This is a genomic window from Methyloligella solikamskensis, assembly GCF_042676065.1.
GTDB lineage: Bacteria > Pseudomonadota > Alphaproteobacteria > Rhizobiales > Methyloligellaceae > Methyloligella > Methyloligella solikamskensis.
In genome coordinates this window covers 354,014-369,999 of the sequence record NZ_JBHTJO010000002.1, presented here as the reverse complement: position 1 = coordinate 369,999, position 15,986 = coordinate 354,014, and the positions used below count along the sequence as shown (strand labels likewise).

Genomic DNA, 15,986 nt, shown 5'->3' with positions numbered 1-15,986 from the left:
GGCTATGTTCAAGAGTCTCGCCCGTTCGAACCGCCTGGTCGCCCTGGCCGGCTGGCTTGGCGCTAAATATATCAACCTGGTCTATGGCACGAGCGACATCCGGCGAACGCCGGACGATCTCGACCAGCGCCTGAAGGATCAGGATCCCCAGATCTTCATCACCTGGCACGGGCAGTTTCTGCTGGCGCCGAAGATGCGCCCGCCCTGGGTGCCCGAGGTGGTGGCCATGGTGGCGCGTCACGGCGATGCGGAGTTCATCGCCGAGACCCTGAAGCATTTCGGGACCAATTTCGCCCGCGGTGCCGGTGCCGGCAACCGGCGGAAGGATCGCGGCGGGGCGACGGCTTTGCGCGAAGCGGTCAAAGCGCTGGATCGCGGCACCACCATCGTGATCACCGCGGATGTGCCACCGGGCCCTGCCCGGCGCGCCAGCATGGGCATCGTGACCATGGCGCGGCTATCGGGCCGGCCCATGGTGCCGTTCGGCATGGCGACGAAGCGTTATTTCGCCTTCAACTCCTGGAGCAAGCTCACCATCAACTATCCCTTCAACAGGCTGGGCATCGCCGTGGGCGATCCGGTCTGGGTATCGGCGGATGCCGACGAAGAGGAGATGGAACGCGCCCGCCAGGCGCTGGAGGACGGGCTGAACGAGACCATGGCCAAGGCCTATGGGTTGGCTGGGAGCGACGATCCGATTTCGGACGCCTACCGCCTGAAGCGCGCCAAGCCCGGTGCGGTGCTCAAGGCCTATCGCGGGCTGACGCGGTCGGCGGAGCCGTTCGTGCCGAAGCTGCTCGACTGGCGCGAGGGGAAGGGCAAGGAAGAGCCGGAGCACCGCGGCGAACGGTTCGGCGAGGCGAGCCAGGCCCGGCCTGAAGGCACGCTCTGCTGGCTCCATGCGGCAAGCGTGGGCGAGACGAATGCGGCGCTGCCGCTGATCGGCGCCCTGAAGAAGCGCTGGCCGGACCTCAACATCCTGCTCACCACGGTGACGGTGACGTCGGCCAAGCTGGCCAGAAGCCGCCTGCCGGAAGGCGCCATCCATCAATACGTGCCGCTGGACAGCGCGGAATACATGCGGCGCTTCCTGGATCATTGGAAGCCCGACCTTGCGCTGCTGGTGGAATCGGAGATCTGGCCGAACCTGCTCTTGGAAACCAAGGCACGGGGCGTGCCCCTGGTGCTCATCAACGGTCGCATCTCCAAGAAAACCTATAACCGCTGGCGCCGCTTCAAGAGCTTCAGCCGGCCACTCTTTTCCTGCTTCGATCTGGTGCTGGCGCAGAACGCGTCCCTGGGCCGCCAGTTCATGCGGCTGGGCGCAGGCGAATCCATCGCGGTCGGCAATCTGAAGGCCGATGCGCCGCCGCCGCCCGCCGATATCGAAGGGCGTCCGGCGCTTGAAGAGGCCCTCAAAGGACGGCCGGTCTTCCTCGCCTCCAGCACCCATCCCGGCGAGGACGAGCTGGTGGCGCAAGCCCACGAGATCGCCAAGCGCGACCTGCCCGACCTCCTCACCATCATCGCCCCGCGCCATCCCCATCGCGGCCCCGGCGTCGCAAAGGCGGTTTCCCAGCGCGGGCTCAAAACAGCGCTCCGCTCCGAAGGCGCACTTCCAGGTCCGGACACCGATGTCTATATCGCGGACACGATCGGTGAGCTCGGCATGCTTTATGCGCTTTCGCCTGTTGCGTTGATCGGCGGTTCTCTGAAAAAGGAGGGCGGCCAGAACCCGGTGGAGGCGATCAAGCTGGGCGCGGCCGTGCTGACCGGCCCCGGCTGGTCGAACTTCAAGGATTCCTATTCCCAGCTTCTGGAAGCGGACGGCTGCCGGCAGGTGGGCGATCCCCAGGCAATGGCCCGCGAGGTCGTGGCCCTGTTAACGAATGAAAACGAGCGGGAGGCGATGATCGCTAATGCGACGCGCTGCCTGAACCGGATGAGCGGCGCGCTGGACCGCACGGTTGCGGAGCTCGCCCGCTTCCTGCCCGACGAGACGGAGACGACGAATGAAGCTTAGTCCGCCGAAATGGTGGTATCAGGAGCAAGGCGCCATGGCGACGGCGCTGAAGCCGGTGAGCCGGCTCTACGGACGCATCGCCGAGAAGAAGGCGACCCAGGCGGCACCTTATCTTTCGCGCCTGCCGGTGATCTGCGTCGGCAATTTCACCGTGGGCGGCAGCGGCAAGACGCCGACAGCCATCGCTGTGGCCGAGATCCTGAAGATCGCCGGCGAGCGGCCCGCCTTCCTGACCCGCGGCTATGGCGGCAAGGAGGACGGCCCGGTGCGCGTGAGCGAGGGCATGGAAGCGGACCGGGTCGGCGACGAGCCACTGCTGCTGGCCGAGCACGCGCCGACCATCGTCTCCGCCAATCGCGAGCAGGGCGCCAAGCTTATCGAGACCATGGATGCGACCGTCATCGTGATGGATGACGGATTCCAGAATGCGTCCATCGGGAAGGATCTCTCGCTGATCTGCGTCGATGCCAAGACCGGCATCGGCAATGCCATGGTGCTGCCGTCAGGCCCTTTGCGCGCGCCGCTTGAGCCGCAGATCCGCATGGCCGATGCGCTGATCGTAGTGGGCGAAGGCAACAAGGCGAACGGGCTGATCGAGCGCTTCACCGAGGCCGGCAAGCTCGTGCTCAAGGCCGAGATCGGCTTCAAGCAGGATACACGGTGGCTCGGCGTGCTGCCGGTGATCGGCTTTGCCGGGATCGCCCAGCCGGACCGCTTCTTCCGCACGCTCCGGGACGCGGGCGCGCGGCTCGTCGATAAGAAGGTTTTCCCCGATCACCACCGCTTCACGGATAAGCAGGCCCAGGCGCTGCTCGACGAGGCGGAATCGCGCAACTGCATGCTGGTGACCACCGAGAAGGATTGGGTGCGTTTGCCTGAAGACCGGGAGACGCCGCCGGGCGAGCTGAAATTCCGCTCCCGCCCGCTGCCCATCGAGATCAAAATCGGCGACGAGGCCGCGCTCGGCGATCTGATGACGAAAACGATCAACCGCAAGCGCGGCGACGTGCCGAAGGGGTAGCGGTTCGGTCAAGCCTCTACGCGTCGACGAGTTCGGTATTACCGAAACCCCATCCAATCGCCGAGTAAGTCTATTACTTTCCGTGGGTCGCGCGGTAGCGCGACAGGGAGGCGGCGGCGTCGATATAGGGCTCCTGGAGCTCGACGCTCCAATAGCGGAGTTGGTCCAGGGGGATCGGCTCGCCGGTGACCGCGCAACGCACGAAGTCTCCGGGCGAGAGCACCTGGACCTCGCCATCAAGATATCTGAGCTTGGCCTCGCCTTTGAAGCCGAGCCGTTCGAAGCGGTTCATCACGTTAGAGCCGTCTCTTCTCTTGCGCTTGTTCCTGCCGGACCGGGGCCACCTTAGACTCCACATCCGAAGATCGCTAGAGCAGCTTGCCCTGTTTGGCCGGCGGCTTTTCGGCGCTGGCCTCAGGCTTGGCGGATGCAGGTTTAGGGGACTCAAGTCTAGGGGACTTGGGTTTGGGCGGTGCCGTCCTCTTCGGCGCTGAGCTATCCGGTGTGGCCTTTCCGGCGATAGCGCCGAGATGGCCGTCGGCGAATTGCAGATCGAGCGGTGTGCCGGGGCTCACGCCCGTGGCTTCCCGCACCACCTGCCCCGCCTCGTCGCGCACCAGGGCGAACCCCCGGGCCAGCACGTTTTGCGGGCCTAAGGACACCAGCAACTTCGACTGCTCTTCCAGCTTGCGGCGCTTCAGCGCGATCTCGTTCGCCATGCCCCGTGTCGCCTGGCGCTCCAGCCGCGTCAGCCGCTCGCGGGCCTGGCGCGCGCGGCCCGAGAGAAGATGGGGACGGAGCTGGGCGGCCCGGTCGAAGCGGCCGCGATGCTTCTGGGCGTTCGCCGAAAGCGCCGGCGCCAGCATGCGGGCCGTCGCGTCGAACCGGTGGCGCGGCGCCGTGATGAGCTGGGACAGCTTCGGCAGGCGCATAGCCTGGTTGGCGAACAGGCTGCGGGCGCGCTGCACATGAGAAAGCGTGCCCCTGCCCAGACGCCCGGAGACGCTGTCGAAATGCTGGCGCGGTAGAGCGAGGATAGCAGACGGCTTCGGAATGCCCCGGGACGCGGCCAGGAAGCGATTGCGATGGCCGCCCAGCGAGCTGAGCAAGACCCCGCCCATGCGGACCCCATAACCGGACACCTGAAGCAGCAAATCGGCGCGGACTGGCACGGCGCGTTCGGCCGCGCCGGTGGGCGTCGGCGCGCGGTAATCGGCGACCAGGTCGATGAGCGTCCAGTCGGTCTCATGGCCGACGGCGGAGATCAGCGGGATCTCGCTTGCGAACGCCGCACGCACCACGGCCTCCTCGTTGAAGCCCCAGAGGTCTTCCAGGCTGCCGCCGCCCCGGGCCACGATGATGAGGTCGGGGCGCAGCATGGGGCCTGCGCCGTCCATGGCGTTGAAGGCTTCGATGGCAGCCGAGACCTCTTGTGCGCAGGTATCGCCCTGAACCCGGGCCGGCCACACGATCACATGGCTCGGGAAGCGGTCTTCCAGCCGGTGCAGGATATCCCGGATCACGGCGCCGGTCGGTGAGGTCACCACGCCGATGACCCTGGGCAGGAAGGGCAGCGGTTTCTTGTGGGCCTCGTCGAACAGGCCTTCTTCGGCGAGCTTCTGCTTGCGCTCTTCGAGGAGCGCCATGAGCGCGCCGAGGCCCGCCGGCTCCAGCTGCTCGATGACGATCTGATATTTGGATCGGCCGGGATAGGTGGTGACCTTGCCGGTGGCGATCACCTCCAGCCCCTCCTCCGGCTTGAACTTCAGCTTGCCGAAGGTGGAGCGCCAGCAGACCGCATCGATGCAGGCCTTCTCGTCCTTCAGTGTGAAATAGGCATGGCCCGAGGCATGCTGGCCGCGAAAGCCGGAGATCTCGCCCCTCAGGCGCACATGGCCGTAGGCGTCCTCCACCGTGCGCTTCAGGGAGAAGGACAGCTCGGAGACCGAATATTCGATCAGGTTGGATTTGAGGTCGAGCTCGGGCGGCATGTCTTTGTGATCTTGATCTCGCGGTTTGTTATGGGGCGCAAAAGCGCGCTATGAAGCGCGGAATTTCTCGAAGCTGGGGCCTACGCGCCCCACAAGCAAGTGCAAGACGCAATCCGGACAATAAAGCGGGGATAAGCGAGACGTGAACGTTCTAGTGATCGGCGGCGGCGGGCGCGAGCATGCGCTCTGCTGGAAATTGGCGGGATCGCCTCAGTTGGAGACGCTCTACTGCGCGCCGGGCAATGCCGGAATCGCAAAGGTCGCCGAATGCGTGGACCTGATGCTGACCGACCATCAGGCGGTGCTCGCCTTTTGCAAGGAGAAGGAGATCGGCCTCGTTGTGATCGGGCCCGAGGCGCCGCTGGTGGAGGGGCTGACGGACGATCTGGAGGCTGAGGACATCGCCGTGTTCGGCCCCGCCGCGAAGCCGGCCCAGCTCGAAGGCTCCAAGGCCTTCACCAAGCAGATCTGCGACGAGGCGAATATCCCCACGGCGAAATACGCGACCTTCGACAATGCGAGCGATGCCCGCACCCATCTGATGACCCACGACATGCCGGTGGTGATCAAGGCGGACGGGCTCGCGGCCGGCAAGGGCGTGACTATCGCTCATAACGCGGGCGAGGCCTTGCGGGCGCTGCAGTCTTGCTTCGACGGCACCTATGGCGGCCCAGGCGCGAAGGTGGTGATCGAGGAGTTTCTCGACGGCGAGGAGGCGAGCTTCTTTGCCCTGGTCGATGGTGAGACGATCCTGCCGCTGGCGACTGCCCAGGACCACAAGCGCGCCTATGACGGCGACGAGGGGCCGAACACGGGCGGCATGGGCGCCTATTCCCCTGCGCCGATCATGACCGACGAGGTCTGCCAGAAGGTTGTCGCCGAGATCATCCAGCCGACGGTCTCGTGGCTGGCGGATGCGGGCATGGCCTATAAGGGCGTGCTCTATGCCGGGCTGATGGTGAAGGACGGAAGCCCCAAGCTCATCGAATACAATGTCCGCTTCGGCGACCCGGAATGCCAGGCGCTCATGGTGGCGCTGAAGTCGGATTTGCTGCCGGCGCTGCTGGCGACCGCCCAAGGCGATCTCTCAGGGGTGACGCTCGACTGGCATACGGGTGCGAGCCTCTGCGTGGTGATGGCTTCGAAAGGCTATCCGGGCGCCTACGAGAAGGGCTCGGAGATCAAGGGGCTCGAAGAAGCCGCGGCGCCTGAGGGCGTCGAGATCTTCCATGCGGGCACGGCCCAGGACGGCGACAAGGTGATCGCCACCGGCGGCCGCGTGCTCGGCGTCACGGCGCGGGGCGATACCATCGCCGAAGCCCAGAAGCGCGCCTATGAGGCCGTGGACAAGATCGACTGGCCGGAAGGCTTCTGCCGGCGGGACATCGGCTGGCGGGCGGTTTAGGTCAGACCGCCCCACACAACCTATCCTTGCCCCTCTCTGAGCTTTCTCGTTACAACCATCGAGCATTTACAGGAGGATGCTTGATGGAAGTGAAAATCAAGAGCTTCGATGTCGATATGGACGTCAAGACCAAGGGGATCGAATTTCAAGTCCGGTCGCCTGACGGGAAGACCCACCATGGAGACTTGATCTTGGGAAAAGGAAATCTCGAGTGGTGCAAAGGCCGCACGCACCGAGGCAAGGGCAAAAAGATTCCTTGGAAGAAATTCATAGAATGGGCCGAAAGCGTTTAGGCACCTCTCCGTTGTTGTCGATCATCGCCCGGCTTGACCGGGCGATCCAGTAACCCCTTGCCTTTGCGTCTCACGAATTTCGGTGGTTATTGGATCCCGGCTTTCGCTGGGATGACGGTCTTGCCGTGGGCCAACGCCCTGCCTTCAGAAACAAACCGTTGCAGATTCGCACTTTCTCCACGGTTTCGTGCAAGGCTCATTGCCAATTGGGACCGGCAGGCCTAGCTTGCGGTTTGATTTGCGAAACTTGCGGAGGACTTCATGGCGCGGAGCTTTTTGGAAATCGGGCAGCTGGCAGCCGTTTTCGGCTTTGCCCTGGTGGCTTTCTGCCTGACCGCGATTGCCCCGAAGCCTGCCGAAGCCGGGCCGCTGTCGCTTTCAGCGCCTGAGCATGCTTCGCCGGTGACGAAAGCCAAGATCTTCGAGCGGGGCCGCACGCCGCAATATCCCTATGTGATCCGCCGCGGGCCGCGCTGGGATTCCTATTTCGGCTTCGTGCCCTACGAGCCGGGTAATATCGAGAATCAGGCCCTGCGCCGGTCGCAGTCGCCCTCGATCTGGCTGAAGCCCGAAGCCAACCCCATGCCGAATCAGCGGTAGGGGCTTTCTCCACTTCACATCGTTATTGGTTGGTCTGACCCGGCCGCCGCAAACTCTGTCGTCATGCCCGGACTTGATCCGGGCATCCACGCCGTTGCCGTGCAGCGCGTTCGGCGATCATTGCTGACCCGGGGCTCAAGCCGAGAGGGAACGGCATGGATTGCCGGGTCGAGCCCGGCAATGACGAAGGTGTTTTGCGCACGGGCCTGCACCCTTCGAGACGGCGCGTTCCGCGCCCCTCAGGGTGAGGTGAAACGATCTGCTCGCTGCCTTCTGGCCAGAATCGCTGACCTTTCTCCTCATGGTGAGGGCGGGCGTAGCCCGCGTCTCGAACCATGTGGCCCCTGACACTCACCGCCGCTCGGCGAAGAAGTCCTTCAGAAGCTCCGAGGCGCGGGTTTCGTTCAGCCCGCCGATAACCTCCGGCGCGTGGTGGCAGGTGGGTTGCGCAAAGAAGCGCGGGCCGTGCTCCACGCCGCCGCCCTTGGGATCGTAGGCCCCGAAATAGAGCCGCCTTACCCTCGCAAACGAGATCGCCGCGGCGCACATGGCGCAGGGCTCCAGGGTCACGTAGAGATCGCAATCGATCAGCCGCTCGGAGCCCAGCTTGGCGCAGGCCTCCCGAATCGCCAGCAGCTCCGCATGGGCCGTCGGGTCGTTCGCCGCCCTGGGGCGGTTGCCGGCGGCGGCCAGGATCTCGCCCTCTGCAGAGACGATCACGGCGCCCACGGGCACCTCGCCTGCGGCGGCGGCCTTCTCGGCCTCGCCAAGAGCGAGCTCCATGGGAGGGCGCCGATCCGGCGCTCCGCGTCCATCTTCCTCCCGCTCCGGCATCCTGAGGGCTTTCAATTTGTTGCTCATCCACGTCATATGCGCCTCATGACACAAGCGGATCAAGAATCGCAAAAGCAACAGGGTGAAGGCGCTGAAGCCCCCGATGCTCCTGCCCGCATGCGCATCGCCAAGCTGATTGCGCGGGCGGGGCTGTGCTCCCGGCGGGATGCGGAGAAGCTCATCGAAGAGGGCCGCGTCGCCGTGAACGGCAAGGTGCTGGCGACGCCGGCCTGCGTCGTCACGGAAAAGGACAAGGTGACGGTGGACGGCAAGGCCCTGCCCGAGGCCGAGACGCCGCGGCTGTGGCGCTATCACAAGCCGAAGGGGCTGGTGACGAGCCATAAGGACGAGCAGGGCCGGAAGACCGTGTTCGAGGCGCTGCCGCCGGAGCTGCCCCGGGTGATCTCCATCGGCCGGCTGGATATCGCCACGGAAGGGCTCCTGCTGCTCACCACGGACGGCGCCATCGCCCGGCATCTGGAGCTGCCTTCGACCGGCTGGCTGCGGCGCTATCGGGTGCGGGCCTACGGCCAGGTGAGCGATGAGCAGCTGGAGGAGATTCGCGCGGGCGTCACCATCGACGGCATTGCCTACGGCCCCGTCGAGGCGTCGATCGAGCGGGTGCAGGGCGGCAATATCTGGCTCGCCATCGGAATCCGGGAGGGCAAGAACCGGGAGGTGAAGCGGCTCCTGGAGCATCTCGGGCTGAAGGTGAACCGGCTGATCCGCATCTCCTTCGGGCCGTTCCAGCTGGGGGAGCTGGCGCCGGGCGCGATCCAGGAGGTGGGAGCGAAGGCCTTGGTCAGCCATCTGGGCGTGAAGCTCGCCCAGGAGCTGGGCCTGCGCGCGCCCACCAAGGAAGGCGGCAAGCGACCGACACCGGGTAAGCAGGGCAAACCCCATTCACCGCGCGGACCCCAGAACCGCCGGAAGGCGAAGCGCTAGGCCATGCGGATCGTCTCCGGCCGGTTTCGCTCCCATACCCTCGTGGCGCCCAAGGGCGACGCCACGCGGCCGACCTCGGACAAGGTGCGCCAGGCGCTGTTCAATGTGCTGGAGCACGGGATGGGCGTCGATTTCGACGATGCGCGGGTGCTGGACTTGTTCGCGGGTTCCGGCGCGCTAGGCCTGGAGGCGCTCTCCCGGGGCGCGCGGTTCTGCTGCTTCATCGACGAGGCGGCAGGGGCGCGGGCCGCGATCCGGCGCAATGTCGAGGCGCTGGGCCTGACAGGGGCCAGCAAGATCTGGCGGCGGGACGCCACGCGGCTCGGTCCTGTCGGCACCATGACGCCGTTCGATCTTGTCTTCCTCGATCCGCCCTACGGGAAGGGTCTGGGCGAGAAAGCCCTTGCCAGCCTCGCAGAAGGGGGCTGGCTCGCCCCCGACGCGATCGCCGTCCTGGAGGAAAAAAGCGGGCTCACCCTAGAGATTCCGTGCGCGTTCGAGACGCTCGACGAGCGGGACTATGGTGACACGAGGATCACACTGCTGCGCGGAACGTGACTTGAGCCCTAACGACCATGGCAGGGGCCTGCTGGTCGTGTTTTAGTAGATCGAGGGGCTTCGCGTGTGGCTGGGAGTGTTCGATGCGTTCCGCTGAGCTAATTTCGCGCCTTTGCGCGCGCTCTGCGATTGTCGCAGCCTGTCTTTCCGTTTCCATCCTCTTTGCGGGTGTGGCTTCGGCAGACGTCACCGGTACGCCGCGTAGCATAGACCGCACGAGCGGCGGCAATAGCGATTTCGCAGGGCTTCAAGCGAACGCGGACCCGGAGATCGAGGCCGCCGCGGACGACACTTCGGATGAGGATTCCGAAGGCGGCGACCATCAGCTGTTCACGGGCAGCGAGGCGGTCGTGTTCGCCTCCAACCTGCTCGCCGATGCCGGCATCACGAAGTACCGAATCCTCGATCCGTCGGAGAATCCCATGCAAGGGTTCGACGTCGTCTGGACCTATGACAACGGGATCATCGGGGCGCTGGCGGGCTACAAGGATATGGCCGATGTCGATCTCGATGAAGCGGTCGACCAGATCATGGCCGACGATTCGTCCGCCTGCGATGCACGCTTCATCTCGGGGAAGAAGAAGGGCGACAAGATCCAGAACGTGATCGTGCGGCGGCTGTTCACGGGCTGCCGGTCCGGCGAGGATCCGATGGAGATCCACTACACCCTGTTCAAGACGCCGGCGGGGCACATTCTCCAGATCGCCCATATCAGCCTGGGGTCTCAGGACGCGATCGAAGGCGAGGAGCTGGCGCACGCGGACGATGCGTTTCTCGGGCCTTCCGTGGTCTCGGAGCTCGAGCAGGAGTAGGCGGAACGCCTAGCGGTAGAGCTTCTGCTCCAGCGCTGCGTGACCGCCGATGGCGACGAAGCCGTCGCGGCAGCGCTTCTCGTGCACCTCGCAGAACCGGCCCTTCTCACCTCCTTGCTCGAAAGTGGCGTCCAGGTTGGCGCGGGGCGAATAGACCGCGTAGCGCACATCCTTGCCTTTACGGGTGATGCCGATGATGTCGAGCATCAGCTTCACGGTGGTGGCCTTCTGACCGTCCCGGCCGACATTGTCCCAGCCGCAATGGGTCGGCCCGCAGGGCAGGATGGCGTCCAGATCCCCGCTCTCATCGGCGATGGAGATGCGCTCGCCCGTCTTGGTGGATTTCCAGAATAGATCGTAGTCCGGGTCCTGGGTCTCCCAGCGGCCGGTCTCAGGGTTCAGGATGTCGACAACCGTGTGGGAGCGGGTGGTCTTGTCCGTGTCGAACAGGGCGACGATGCGGGTCTCGTAGCCCTGGTCCTGCAGCATCTTGCTCATGAGGTTGGAGCGGGTGCTGCAATCCATGGGCGCGGGCTCGTCGGACTCGCCCTCTGCGTGGGCCCGGATGCGCTGCAGATAGCCAATGCCATCGGCCTGGGCGTGGAGCCGCCAGAACTCCTTGCCCATGCGGTGGTCGCTGTGATCGTTGATGAAGTCGCGCATGCGGTCGAGCTTGGCGTGGAACTCCTCTTCCCTGGCGAGATCGCCCAGGGCCACGACCTTCTCAAGCTCGGCGTTGTAGATGCGCTCGGTGCGCCGGTCCTTCAGGTAATCCACCAGCGCCCAACTGCCCGCGACGATAGCGGTCACACCGGCGATGCCGATGGTCCAGCGGCGCAGCTTTTTATTGGCGAACATGATCGCGACCGGTCCCCGTCTATTCCTTGCGCGCGAGCCTCGAAGAAGCTCCGGACGCTAGCATTCGAAGCAGGGAAATGCAGCTTTCTAGCGGCGCGAAAAGAGCTTCTCGATCTCGGCGAGTGACAGCTCCACATAAGTCGGCCGGCCATGATTGCACTGGCCGGAATGGGGCGTCTTCTCCATATCGCGAAGCAGCGCGTTCATCTCCTCGCCGTTCAGCCGGCGCCCGGCCCGCACGCTGCCGTGGCAGGCCATGGTGGCGAGCACGTGGTCGAGACGTTCGGAAAGGAGCTGGGCGTCGTCGTCTTCCTCACCCAGCTCGTCGGCGAGATCGGTCACCAGGCCTTTGACGTCACCCTGGCCGAGGATGGCCGGCGTCTCGCGCACCGCAATGGCACCGCCGCCGAAGGGCTCGATCACGAGGCCGAGGGTCTCGAGCTTCTCGGCCGCCTCAAGCAGCCGTGCGGTGCGCTCCTCGTCCAGCTCGACGATCTCCGGGATCAGCAGCATCTGGCGGGCGATGCCGCCATTGGCGTAGCTCTTCTTCAGGCGCTCATAGACGAGGCGCTCATGGGCCGCATGCTGGTCGACGATGACGAGTGAGTCCTCGGTCTCGGCGACGATGAACATGTCGTGGAGCTGGGCCCTTGCCGCGCCGAGCGGATACTGCACCGCCGGCTGATCCGGAGCAGCCTCCGGCGCAGGTTCGTAGCTGGCGCGGGTGTCGGCGCTCGGCCGGTCGATCTCGGCCAGCGGACTCTGGGCCGCTTCCGCCATCCCGTAGAAGCGGCGGTCGGGCGCGCGGTAGGGCTGGTTCGACGGCGCGTAGTGACCGGGGGCGCCACCGTTGATGGGGCCGTTTACCCGCTCGCTCAAGCGCGCGAGCGCCACGTCGGACAGGGTGTTGGTGGCGCGGTGGCCGGCGGCGCTCAAGGCATCGCGCAGGCCTGAGACGATCATGCCGCGTACGGTCTGGGCGTCTCGAAAGCGCAGCTCCGCCTTGGCCGGGTGGACGTTCACATCCACCTCTTGCGGAGGAAGGGTCACGTAGAGGACCAGCAGCGGGAAGCGGCCGGCGGGGATGTAGTCGCCATAGGCTGCGCGCACTGCACCGCCGAGCAGCTTGTCCTTCACGGGCCGGCCGTTGACGATGAGATATTGCTGCATGCCGTTGGGGCGATGAAGCGTCGGCAGGCCGGCGAAACCCTGGAGGGTAATGCCGTTCCGGGTCAGCTTCACGGGCATGGCGTCACGCACGAAATCGTCGCCCAGAATGCGCCCCACCCTGGCGAGCGCATCGTCCAGCAGGCCCGGCTGGCAGGGGGGCAGACGCAAGGATGCGCGGCTTCCGAAGGTGAGGCTGAGACCGACCTCGGGCTGGGCGAGGGCCAGGCGTTTGACGGTATCTGTGATGGCAGCGGTCTCGGACCGCTCCGACTTCATGAATTTCAGGCGGGCGGGCGTCGCGTAGAAGAGGTCGCGCACCTCGACGGTGGTGCCGGCATTGAGGGCAGCCGGCTTCAGGGGCGATTTCTCGCCCGCATCGACGGTGATCTCGTGGGCGTGGCGCGCACCTTCCGCCCGGCTCTGGATCGTGAGCCGCGCCGCGGAGCCGATGGAGGGCAGCGCCTCCCCCCGGAAGCCAAGGGTGGCGATTTGAGACAGTGTCTCGTCGGCAAGCTTGGAGGTTGCGTGGCGCTCCACGGCGAGCTGAAGATCTTCGGCGTCCATGCCGCGCCCGTCATCGGCGACGCGGATCAGGCCGAGACCGCCGCCTGTGGCCGAGATATCGATACGGGTGGCGCCGGCATCGATGGCGTTCTCCACCAGCTCCTTCACGACGCTCGCCGGGCGCTCGACGACCTCACCGGCCGCAATGCGGTTCACAAGGTCGGGCGGGAGCTGGCGAATCTGTCCGGGCTGCGACATGGCCCAGGATTAACGCCTCAAATGCGGCTTGGCGAAGGGGCGGAAAAGTTTTCCACCGGTCCCCTAAGCCCCCAGATATTTCCGGGTGAGCACCTTGCCGGCTTCCACGGCCGGCTGGTCAAACGGATCGACGTCCAGAAGGTGGGCGGAGAGGATCGTCTCCAGCACGAAATGCATGAGAAGCGCGCCGAGGGCCTTGGCGTCCAGGGTCTCGATATCGATCGTCCGCACGGCGCGGCCCGCATCGATCAGGGCTTGCGGAATGGCCTTCTGCTGGGCGGCGACGAGATCGCCCGCGGTCTTGCCGGCGAGATAGTCGGCGTGGGCCGTCTTGGCGAGGTCCGGCGCGATGCGGGGACCCGTGCCCGCCCCGCCGGGGCGCAGCACGGTGATGAGATGCTGCTCGGCGCCGTCGAGATAGAGCTGGAGCTGGCTGTGCTGGTCGACCGGTCCTTGGGCGGCCACGGGCGTGGTCCCCTCGCCCGATTTGCCGAGGCTTTCGCCCCAGAGCTGGACGAACCAGGCGGCGAAGCGGCCCAGACGGTCGGAATAGGGAAGCATGACGGTCGCCTTCACACCCTTCTCCTTGGCAAGCCCGATCTGCAGCGCCGCCCCGATGGCAGGCGCAAAATCGGTCGGGTTCTTGTCGGACATCAGCGCCGAGACGACCTGGCTCGCGCCTTCGCGGATCTCGACCGGATCGATACCCCGGGCGAGCGCGGCCAGGAGGCCGGTATTGGTGAGCGCTGAGAAGCGGCCGCCGATGCCCGTATCGTGGGGCAAGGTCGGGATGCCGAACGCATCGCACAGATCCCGTAGGCCATTCTTCTTGCCGTCTTGCGCGGGCTCCGTGAGGCCGAGGAAGAGCTGGTTCGCCTTGTCCTCAAGACCTGCGTGCCGCACGGCCTGAAGCGCCGCCATGGACTGCACCAGGGTCTCCGGCGTGCCGCCGGATTTGGAGATCAGGATGAAGCGAGTGGTCTCCAGATCCAGATTAGCGAGCGCGCGCTCCAGGGTGCGGGCATCGAGATTGTCGTAGAAGCGGGTGCGCGGGTTCGGTCCCGTCCGGTCGCCATTGTCACCTGGAATGCCCCATCCGCCGAGCTGGGCGATGGTCTGGCCGCCGAGGCTGGACCCGCCGGTGCCGAAGAAGACGATGGTCTTGGCGCCTTCCGTGAGCTTTCCGAAGGCTTCACGCATCGGCTCGATGTCGTCGCGGCGCTCTGCTACGCGCAGGATCGGCAGGGAGCCAGATTCGTATGCCTCATGGAGCGAATGCATGCGGGGGCCGAGCTTCTCCAGATACTGGTCGAGCACATCCGCGGAGAGTCCGCCTGCGCCAATGCCCTGCTCCAGACAGCCTTCGATCCCTTGTTTGAATGCCATGTCGTCCTGCCCTGCTCTTGTCTGATGTCTTTGTGTTCTGCCGCTATGCCATTTCGCCCAGCGACGGGTCGGCCTCCGCCTCGACCGGCTTGCCGACGATGGTGGTGATGAGCCGGTCCGTTCCCAGCATGCGGTGGGCCACCTGCTTCACGTCTTCCAGGGTCACCGCCTCGATGAGATCGTTGCGCTCATGCACGTAATCGACGCCCAGCCCTTCCACCTCCAGGAAGAGGAGCTGGTTGGCGATGGAGCTTGAGGAGTCGAAACGGAGCGCATAGGCGCCGGTGAGATAGCGCTTGGCGTCGTCCAGCTCGTCTTCCGTCGGGCCCTCTTCGGCGATGCGGGACAGCTCCTGCTTGATGACGCTCAAGGACTCGGCGACCGCCTCGTTCTTGGTGGCGACGCGGCCCATGAAGACGGCAGCGTGCTGGAACGGGAAAAGGTGGGAGTTGACCGAATAGGCGAGCCCGCGCTTCACGCGGACCTCCTCCATGAGCCGGCTATTAAAACCGCCGCCACCGATAATGTAGTTCAGCACGTAGGCCGGCAGAAACTCCGGGTCGGAACGCATGACGCCTTGCTGGCCGAACTGGACGATCGACTGGGGAATGTCCATCTCGACAATCTCGCGGACCGGGCCTGAGACCAGCTTCGCATCGGGCACGGACGCGAGCTCCGACTTCTCCGGCAGGCCGCCGAAGATGTGGTCGAGATCCTTGGCCAGGGTCTCGGGATCGATATCGCCGACGGCGACGACGATGAGATTGTTCCGGGCGAAAACCCTGTTGGCGTAGCTTTTGAGATCCTCCGGCATGATGGCCGGCACGGTGTCGAAGCTGCCCTTGATGGGCAGGCTATAGGGGTGGCCGTCGAAGGCGAGCTCGCTCCAGGCGCGCGACGCGACATTGACCGGATTGTTCTGGTCCAGCTTCAGCCCGGCCAGGATCTGTCCCTTCACGCGCTCCGTCGCATCCGCATCGAAGCGCGGCTCGGTCAGCACGGTCTTCAAGAGATCGAAGGCATCGTCTTTCCGCGCCGTCAGGGTCTGATAGCTGCAGGTGACGAGATCGCGGGAGGTGTTGAAGTCCATATGGACCGCGAGTTCCTGCTCCTTCTCCTGGAAGGCGGCCGCATCCATGTCGCCGGCGCCCTCATCCATCATGCCGGTGACGAAATAGGAGAGCCCGCCCTTGCCTTCAGGGTCCTGGGCGGAGCCGCCGCGGAAGGCGAAGCGGAGGGCGATGAGCGGGTTATCGTGATGCTCGACCAGGAAGGCCGTGATCCCGCCGGGGCTTGTGATGCGTTGAATATCCATGGGGTCGGCGCTG

At 65.4% G+C, this 15,986-nt stretch carries 15 protein-coding genes; 8 read left to right on the top strand and 7 right to left on the bottom strand.

All coding sequences use genetic code 11. The features are described 5' to 3' along the window. Positions 1 to 4: 4 nt before the first annotated feature. Positions 5 to 2,023 (top strand): glycosyltransferase N-terminal domain-containing protein, encoded by a 2,019-nt coding sequence (locus ACFQ2F_RS14780; protein WP_379091371.1) that lies wholly within the window; start codon positions 5 to 7, stop codon positions 2,021 to 2,023. Continuing rightward, on the top strand, positions 2,013 to 3,044 hold the full coding sequence (gene lpxK, locus ACFQ2F_RS14775; RefSeq protein WP_379091369.1) for a tetraacyldisaccharide 4'-kinase: 1,032 nt from the start codon (positions 2,013 to 2,015) through the stop codon (positions 3,042 to 3,044). Before ACFQ2F_RS14780 ends, lpxK begins: the two co-directional genes overlap by 11 nt. A gap of 73 nt (positions 3,045 to 3,117) precedes the next feature. Here the strand turns inward: lpxK and ACFQ2F_RS14770 are convergent, their stop codons facing one another. Both ACFQ2F_RS14770 and xseA read right to left on the bottom strand, forming a co-directional pair. Continuing rightward, positions 3,118 to 3,336, bottom strand: a complete 219-nt coding sequence (locus tag ACFQ2F_RS14770) for a DUF2093 domain-containing protein (RefSeq protein WP_379091367.1) — start codon at positions 3,334 to 3,336, stop codon at positions 3,118 to 3,120. A gap of 76 nt (positions 3,337 to 3,412) precedes the next feature. Then, positions 3,413 to 5,035, bottom strand: a complete 1,623-nt coding sequence (gene xseA / locus ACFQ2F_RS14765) for an exodeoxyribonuclease VII large subunit (RefSeq protein ID WP_379091365.1) — start codon at positions 5,033 to 5,035, stop codon at positions 3,413 to 3,415. A gap of 142 nt (positions 5,036 to 5,177) precedes the next feature. Between xseA and purD the strand changes: the two genes are divergently transcribed. From purD to ACFQ2F_RS14750, 3 genes are all read left to right on the top strand, one after another. Next, entirely contained in the window at positions 5,178 to 6,440 is a 1,263-nt protein-coding gene (gene purD / locus ACFQ2F_RS14760; RefSeq protein ID WP_379091363.1) for a phosphoribosylamine--glycine ligase, read from the top strand. A gap of 83 nt (positions 6,441 to 6,523) precedes the next feature. After that, entirely contained in the window at positions 6,524 to 6,733 is a 210-nt protein-coding gene (locus ACFQ2F_RS14755; protein WP_379091361.1) for a hypothetical protein, read from the top strand. Positions 6,734 to 6,994: 261 nt separating this feature from the next. Further along, on the top strand, positions 6,995 to 7,333 hold the full coding sequence (locus ACFQ2F_RS14750) for a hypothetical protein (RefSeq protein WP_379091359.1): 339 nt from the start codon (positions 6,995 to 6,997) through the stop codon (positions 7,331 to 7,333). A 351-nt stretch (positions 7,334 to 7,684) separates the two neighbouring features. On the opposite strand, the gene ACFQ2F_RS14745 is transcribed toward ACFQ2F_RS14750, so the two are convergent. After that, on the bottom strand, positions 7,685 to 8,116 hold the full coding sequence (locus ACFQ2F_RS14745) for a nucleoside deaminase (RefSeq protein WP_379091357.1): 432 nt from the start codon (positions 8,114 to 8,116) through the stop codon (positions 7,685 to 7,687). 96 nt (positions 8,117 to 8,212) lie between these two features. On the opposite strand from ACFQ2F_RS14745, the gene ACFQ2F_RS14740 reads away from it, so the two are divergent. From ACFQ2F_RS14740 to ACFQ2F_RS14730, 3 genes are all read left to right on the top strand, one after another. Continuing rightward, a complete protein-coding gene (locus tag ACFQ2F_RS14740) occupies positions 8,213 to 9,112 on the top strand; it encodes a pseudouridine synthase (RefSeq protein WP_379091355.1) in 900 nt (299 codons plus the stop codon). A gap of 3 nt (positions 9,113 to 9,115) precedes the next feature. Continuing rightward, entirely contained in the window at positions 9,116 to 9,670 is a 555-nt protein-coding gene (gene rsmD / locus ACFQ2F_RS14735; RefSeq protein ID WP_379091353.1) for a 16S rRNA (guanine(966)-N(2))-methyltransferase RsmD, read from the top strand. Positions 9,671 to 9,753: 83 nt separating this feature from the next. Continuing rightward, positions 9,754 to 10,482 carry a hypothetical protein gene (locus tag ACFQ2F_RS14730; RefSeq protein ID WP_379091351.1) on the top strand — a complete coding sequence of 243 codons (729 nt, stop codon included), beginning with the start codon at positions 9,754 to 9,756 and terminating at the stop codon, positions 10,480 to 10,482. 9 nt (positions 10,483 to 10,491) lie between these two features. On the opposite strand, the gene ACFQ2F_RS14725 is transcribed toward ACFQ2F_RS14730, so the two are convergent. The 4 genes from ACFQ2F_RS14725 to ACFQ2F_RS14710 all read right to left on the bottom strand — a co-directional run bounded on the left by ACFQ2F_RS14725 (position 10,492) and on the right by ACFQ2F_RS14710 (position 15,973). Next, positions 10,492 to 11,340: a hypothetical protein gene (locus ACFQ2F_RS14725; RefSeq protein WP_379091349.1), complete on the bottom strand. Its 849-nt coding sequence runs from the start codon at positions 11,338 to 11,340 to the stop codon at positions 10,492 to 10,494. An 87-nt stretch (positions 11,341 to 11,427) separates the two neighbouring features. Continuing rightward, positions 11,428 to 13,272 carry a DNA mismatch repair endonuclease MutL gene (gene mutL / locus ACFQ2F_RS14720; protein WP_379091347.1) on the bottom strand — a complete coding sequence of 615 codons (1,845 nt, stop codon included), beginning with the start codon at positions 13,270 to 13,272 and terminating at the stop codon, positions 11,428 to 11,430. Between the two features lie 63 nt (positions 13,273 to 13,335). Next, positions 13,336 to 14,658 (bottom strand): glucose-6-phosphate isomerase, encoded by a 1,323-nt coding sequence (locus tag ACFQ2F_RS14715; RefSeq protein WP_379091345.1) that lies wholly within the window; start codon positions 14,656 to 14,658, stop codon positions 13,336 to 13,338. 43 nt (positions 14,659 to 14,701) lie between these two features. Then, positions 14,702 to 15,973 (bottom strand): M16 family metallopeptidase, encoded by a 1,272-nt coding sequence (locus ACFQ2F_RS14710; protein ID WP_379091343.1) that lies wholly within the window; start codon positions 15,971 to 15,973, stop codon positions 14,702 to 14,704. Positions 15,974 to 15,986 lie beyond the last annotated feature (13 nt).

What these genes read in the sequence shown, in the direction of transcription:
- ACFQ2F_RS14780 (WP_379091371.1), top strand. Translation starts at nt 5, where the DNA reads ATGTTCAAGAGTCTCGCCCGTTCGAACCGCCTGGTCGCCCTGGCCGGC.
- lpxK (WP_379091369.1), top strand. Translation starts at nt 2,013, where the DNA reads ATGAAGCTTAGTCCGCCGAAATGGTGGTATCAGGAGCAAGGCGCCATG.
- ACFQ2F_RS14770 (WP_379091367.1), bottom strand. Translation starts at nt 3,336, where the DNA reads ATGAACCGCTTCGAACGGCTCGGCTTCAAAGGCGAGGCCAAGCTCAGA.
- xseA (WP_379091365.1), bottom strand. Translation starts at nt 5,035, where the DNA reads ATGCCGCCCGAGCTCGACCTCAAATCCAACCTGATCGAATATTCGGTC.
- ACFQ2F_RS14755 (WP_379091361.1), top strand. Translation starts at nt 6,524, where the DNA reads ATGGAAGTGAAAATCAAGAGCTTCGATGTCGATATGGACGTCAAGACC.
- ACFQ2F_RS14750 (WP_379091359.1), top strand. Translation starts at nt 6,995, where the DNA reads ATGGCGCGGAGCTTTTTGGAAATCGGGCAGCTGGCAGCCGTTTTCGGC.
- ACFQ2F_RS14745 (WP_379091357.1), bottom strand. Translation starts at nt 8,116, where the DNA reads ATGGAGCTCGCTCTTGGCGAGGCCGAGAAGGCCGCCGCCGCAGGCGAG.
- ACFQ2F_RS14740 (WP_379091355.1), top strand. Translation starts at nt 8,213, where the DNA reads ATGACACAAGCGGATCAAGAATCGCAAAAGCAACAGGGTGAAGGCGCT.
- rsmD (WP_379091353.1), top strand. Translation starts at nt 9,116, where the DNA reads ATGCGGATCGTCTCCGGCCGGTTTCGCTCCCATACCCTCGTGGCGCCC.
- ACFQ2F_RS14730 (WP_379091351.1), top strand. Translation starts at nt 9,754, where the DNA reads ATGCGTTCCGCTGAGCTAATTTCGCGCCTTTGCGCGCGCTCTGCGATT.
- ACFQ2F_RS14725 (WP_379091349.1), bottom strand. Translation starts at nt 11,340, where the DNA reads ATGTTCGCCAATAAAAAGCTGCGCCGCTGGACCATCGGCATCGCCGGT.
- mutL (WP_379091347.1), bottom strand. Translation starts at nt 13,272, where the DNA reads ATGTCGCAGCCCGGACAGATTCGCCAGCTCCCGCCCGACCTTGTGAAC.
- ACFQ2F_RS14715 (WP_379091345.1), bottom strand. Translation starts at nt 14,658, where the DNA reads ATGGCATTCAAACAAGGGATCGAAGGCTGTCTGGAGCAGGGCATTGGC.
- ACFQ2F_RS14710 (WP_379091343.1), bottom strand. Translation starts at nt 15,973, where the DNA reads ATGGATATTCAACGCATCACAAGCCCCGGCGGGATCACGGCCTTCCTG.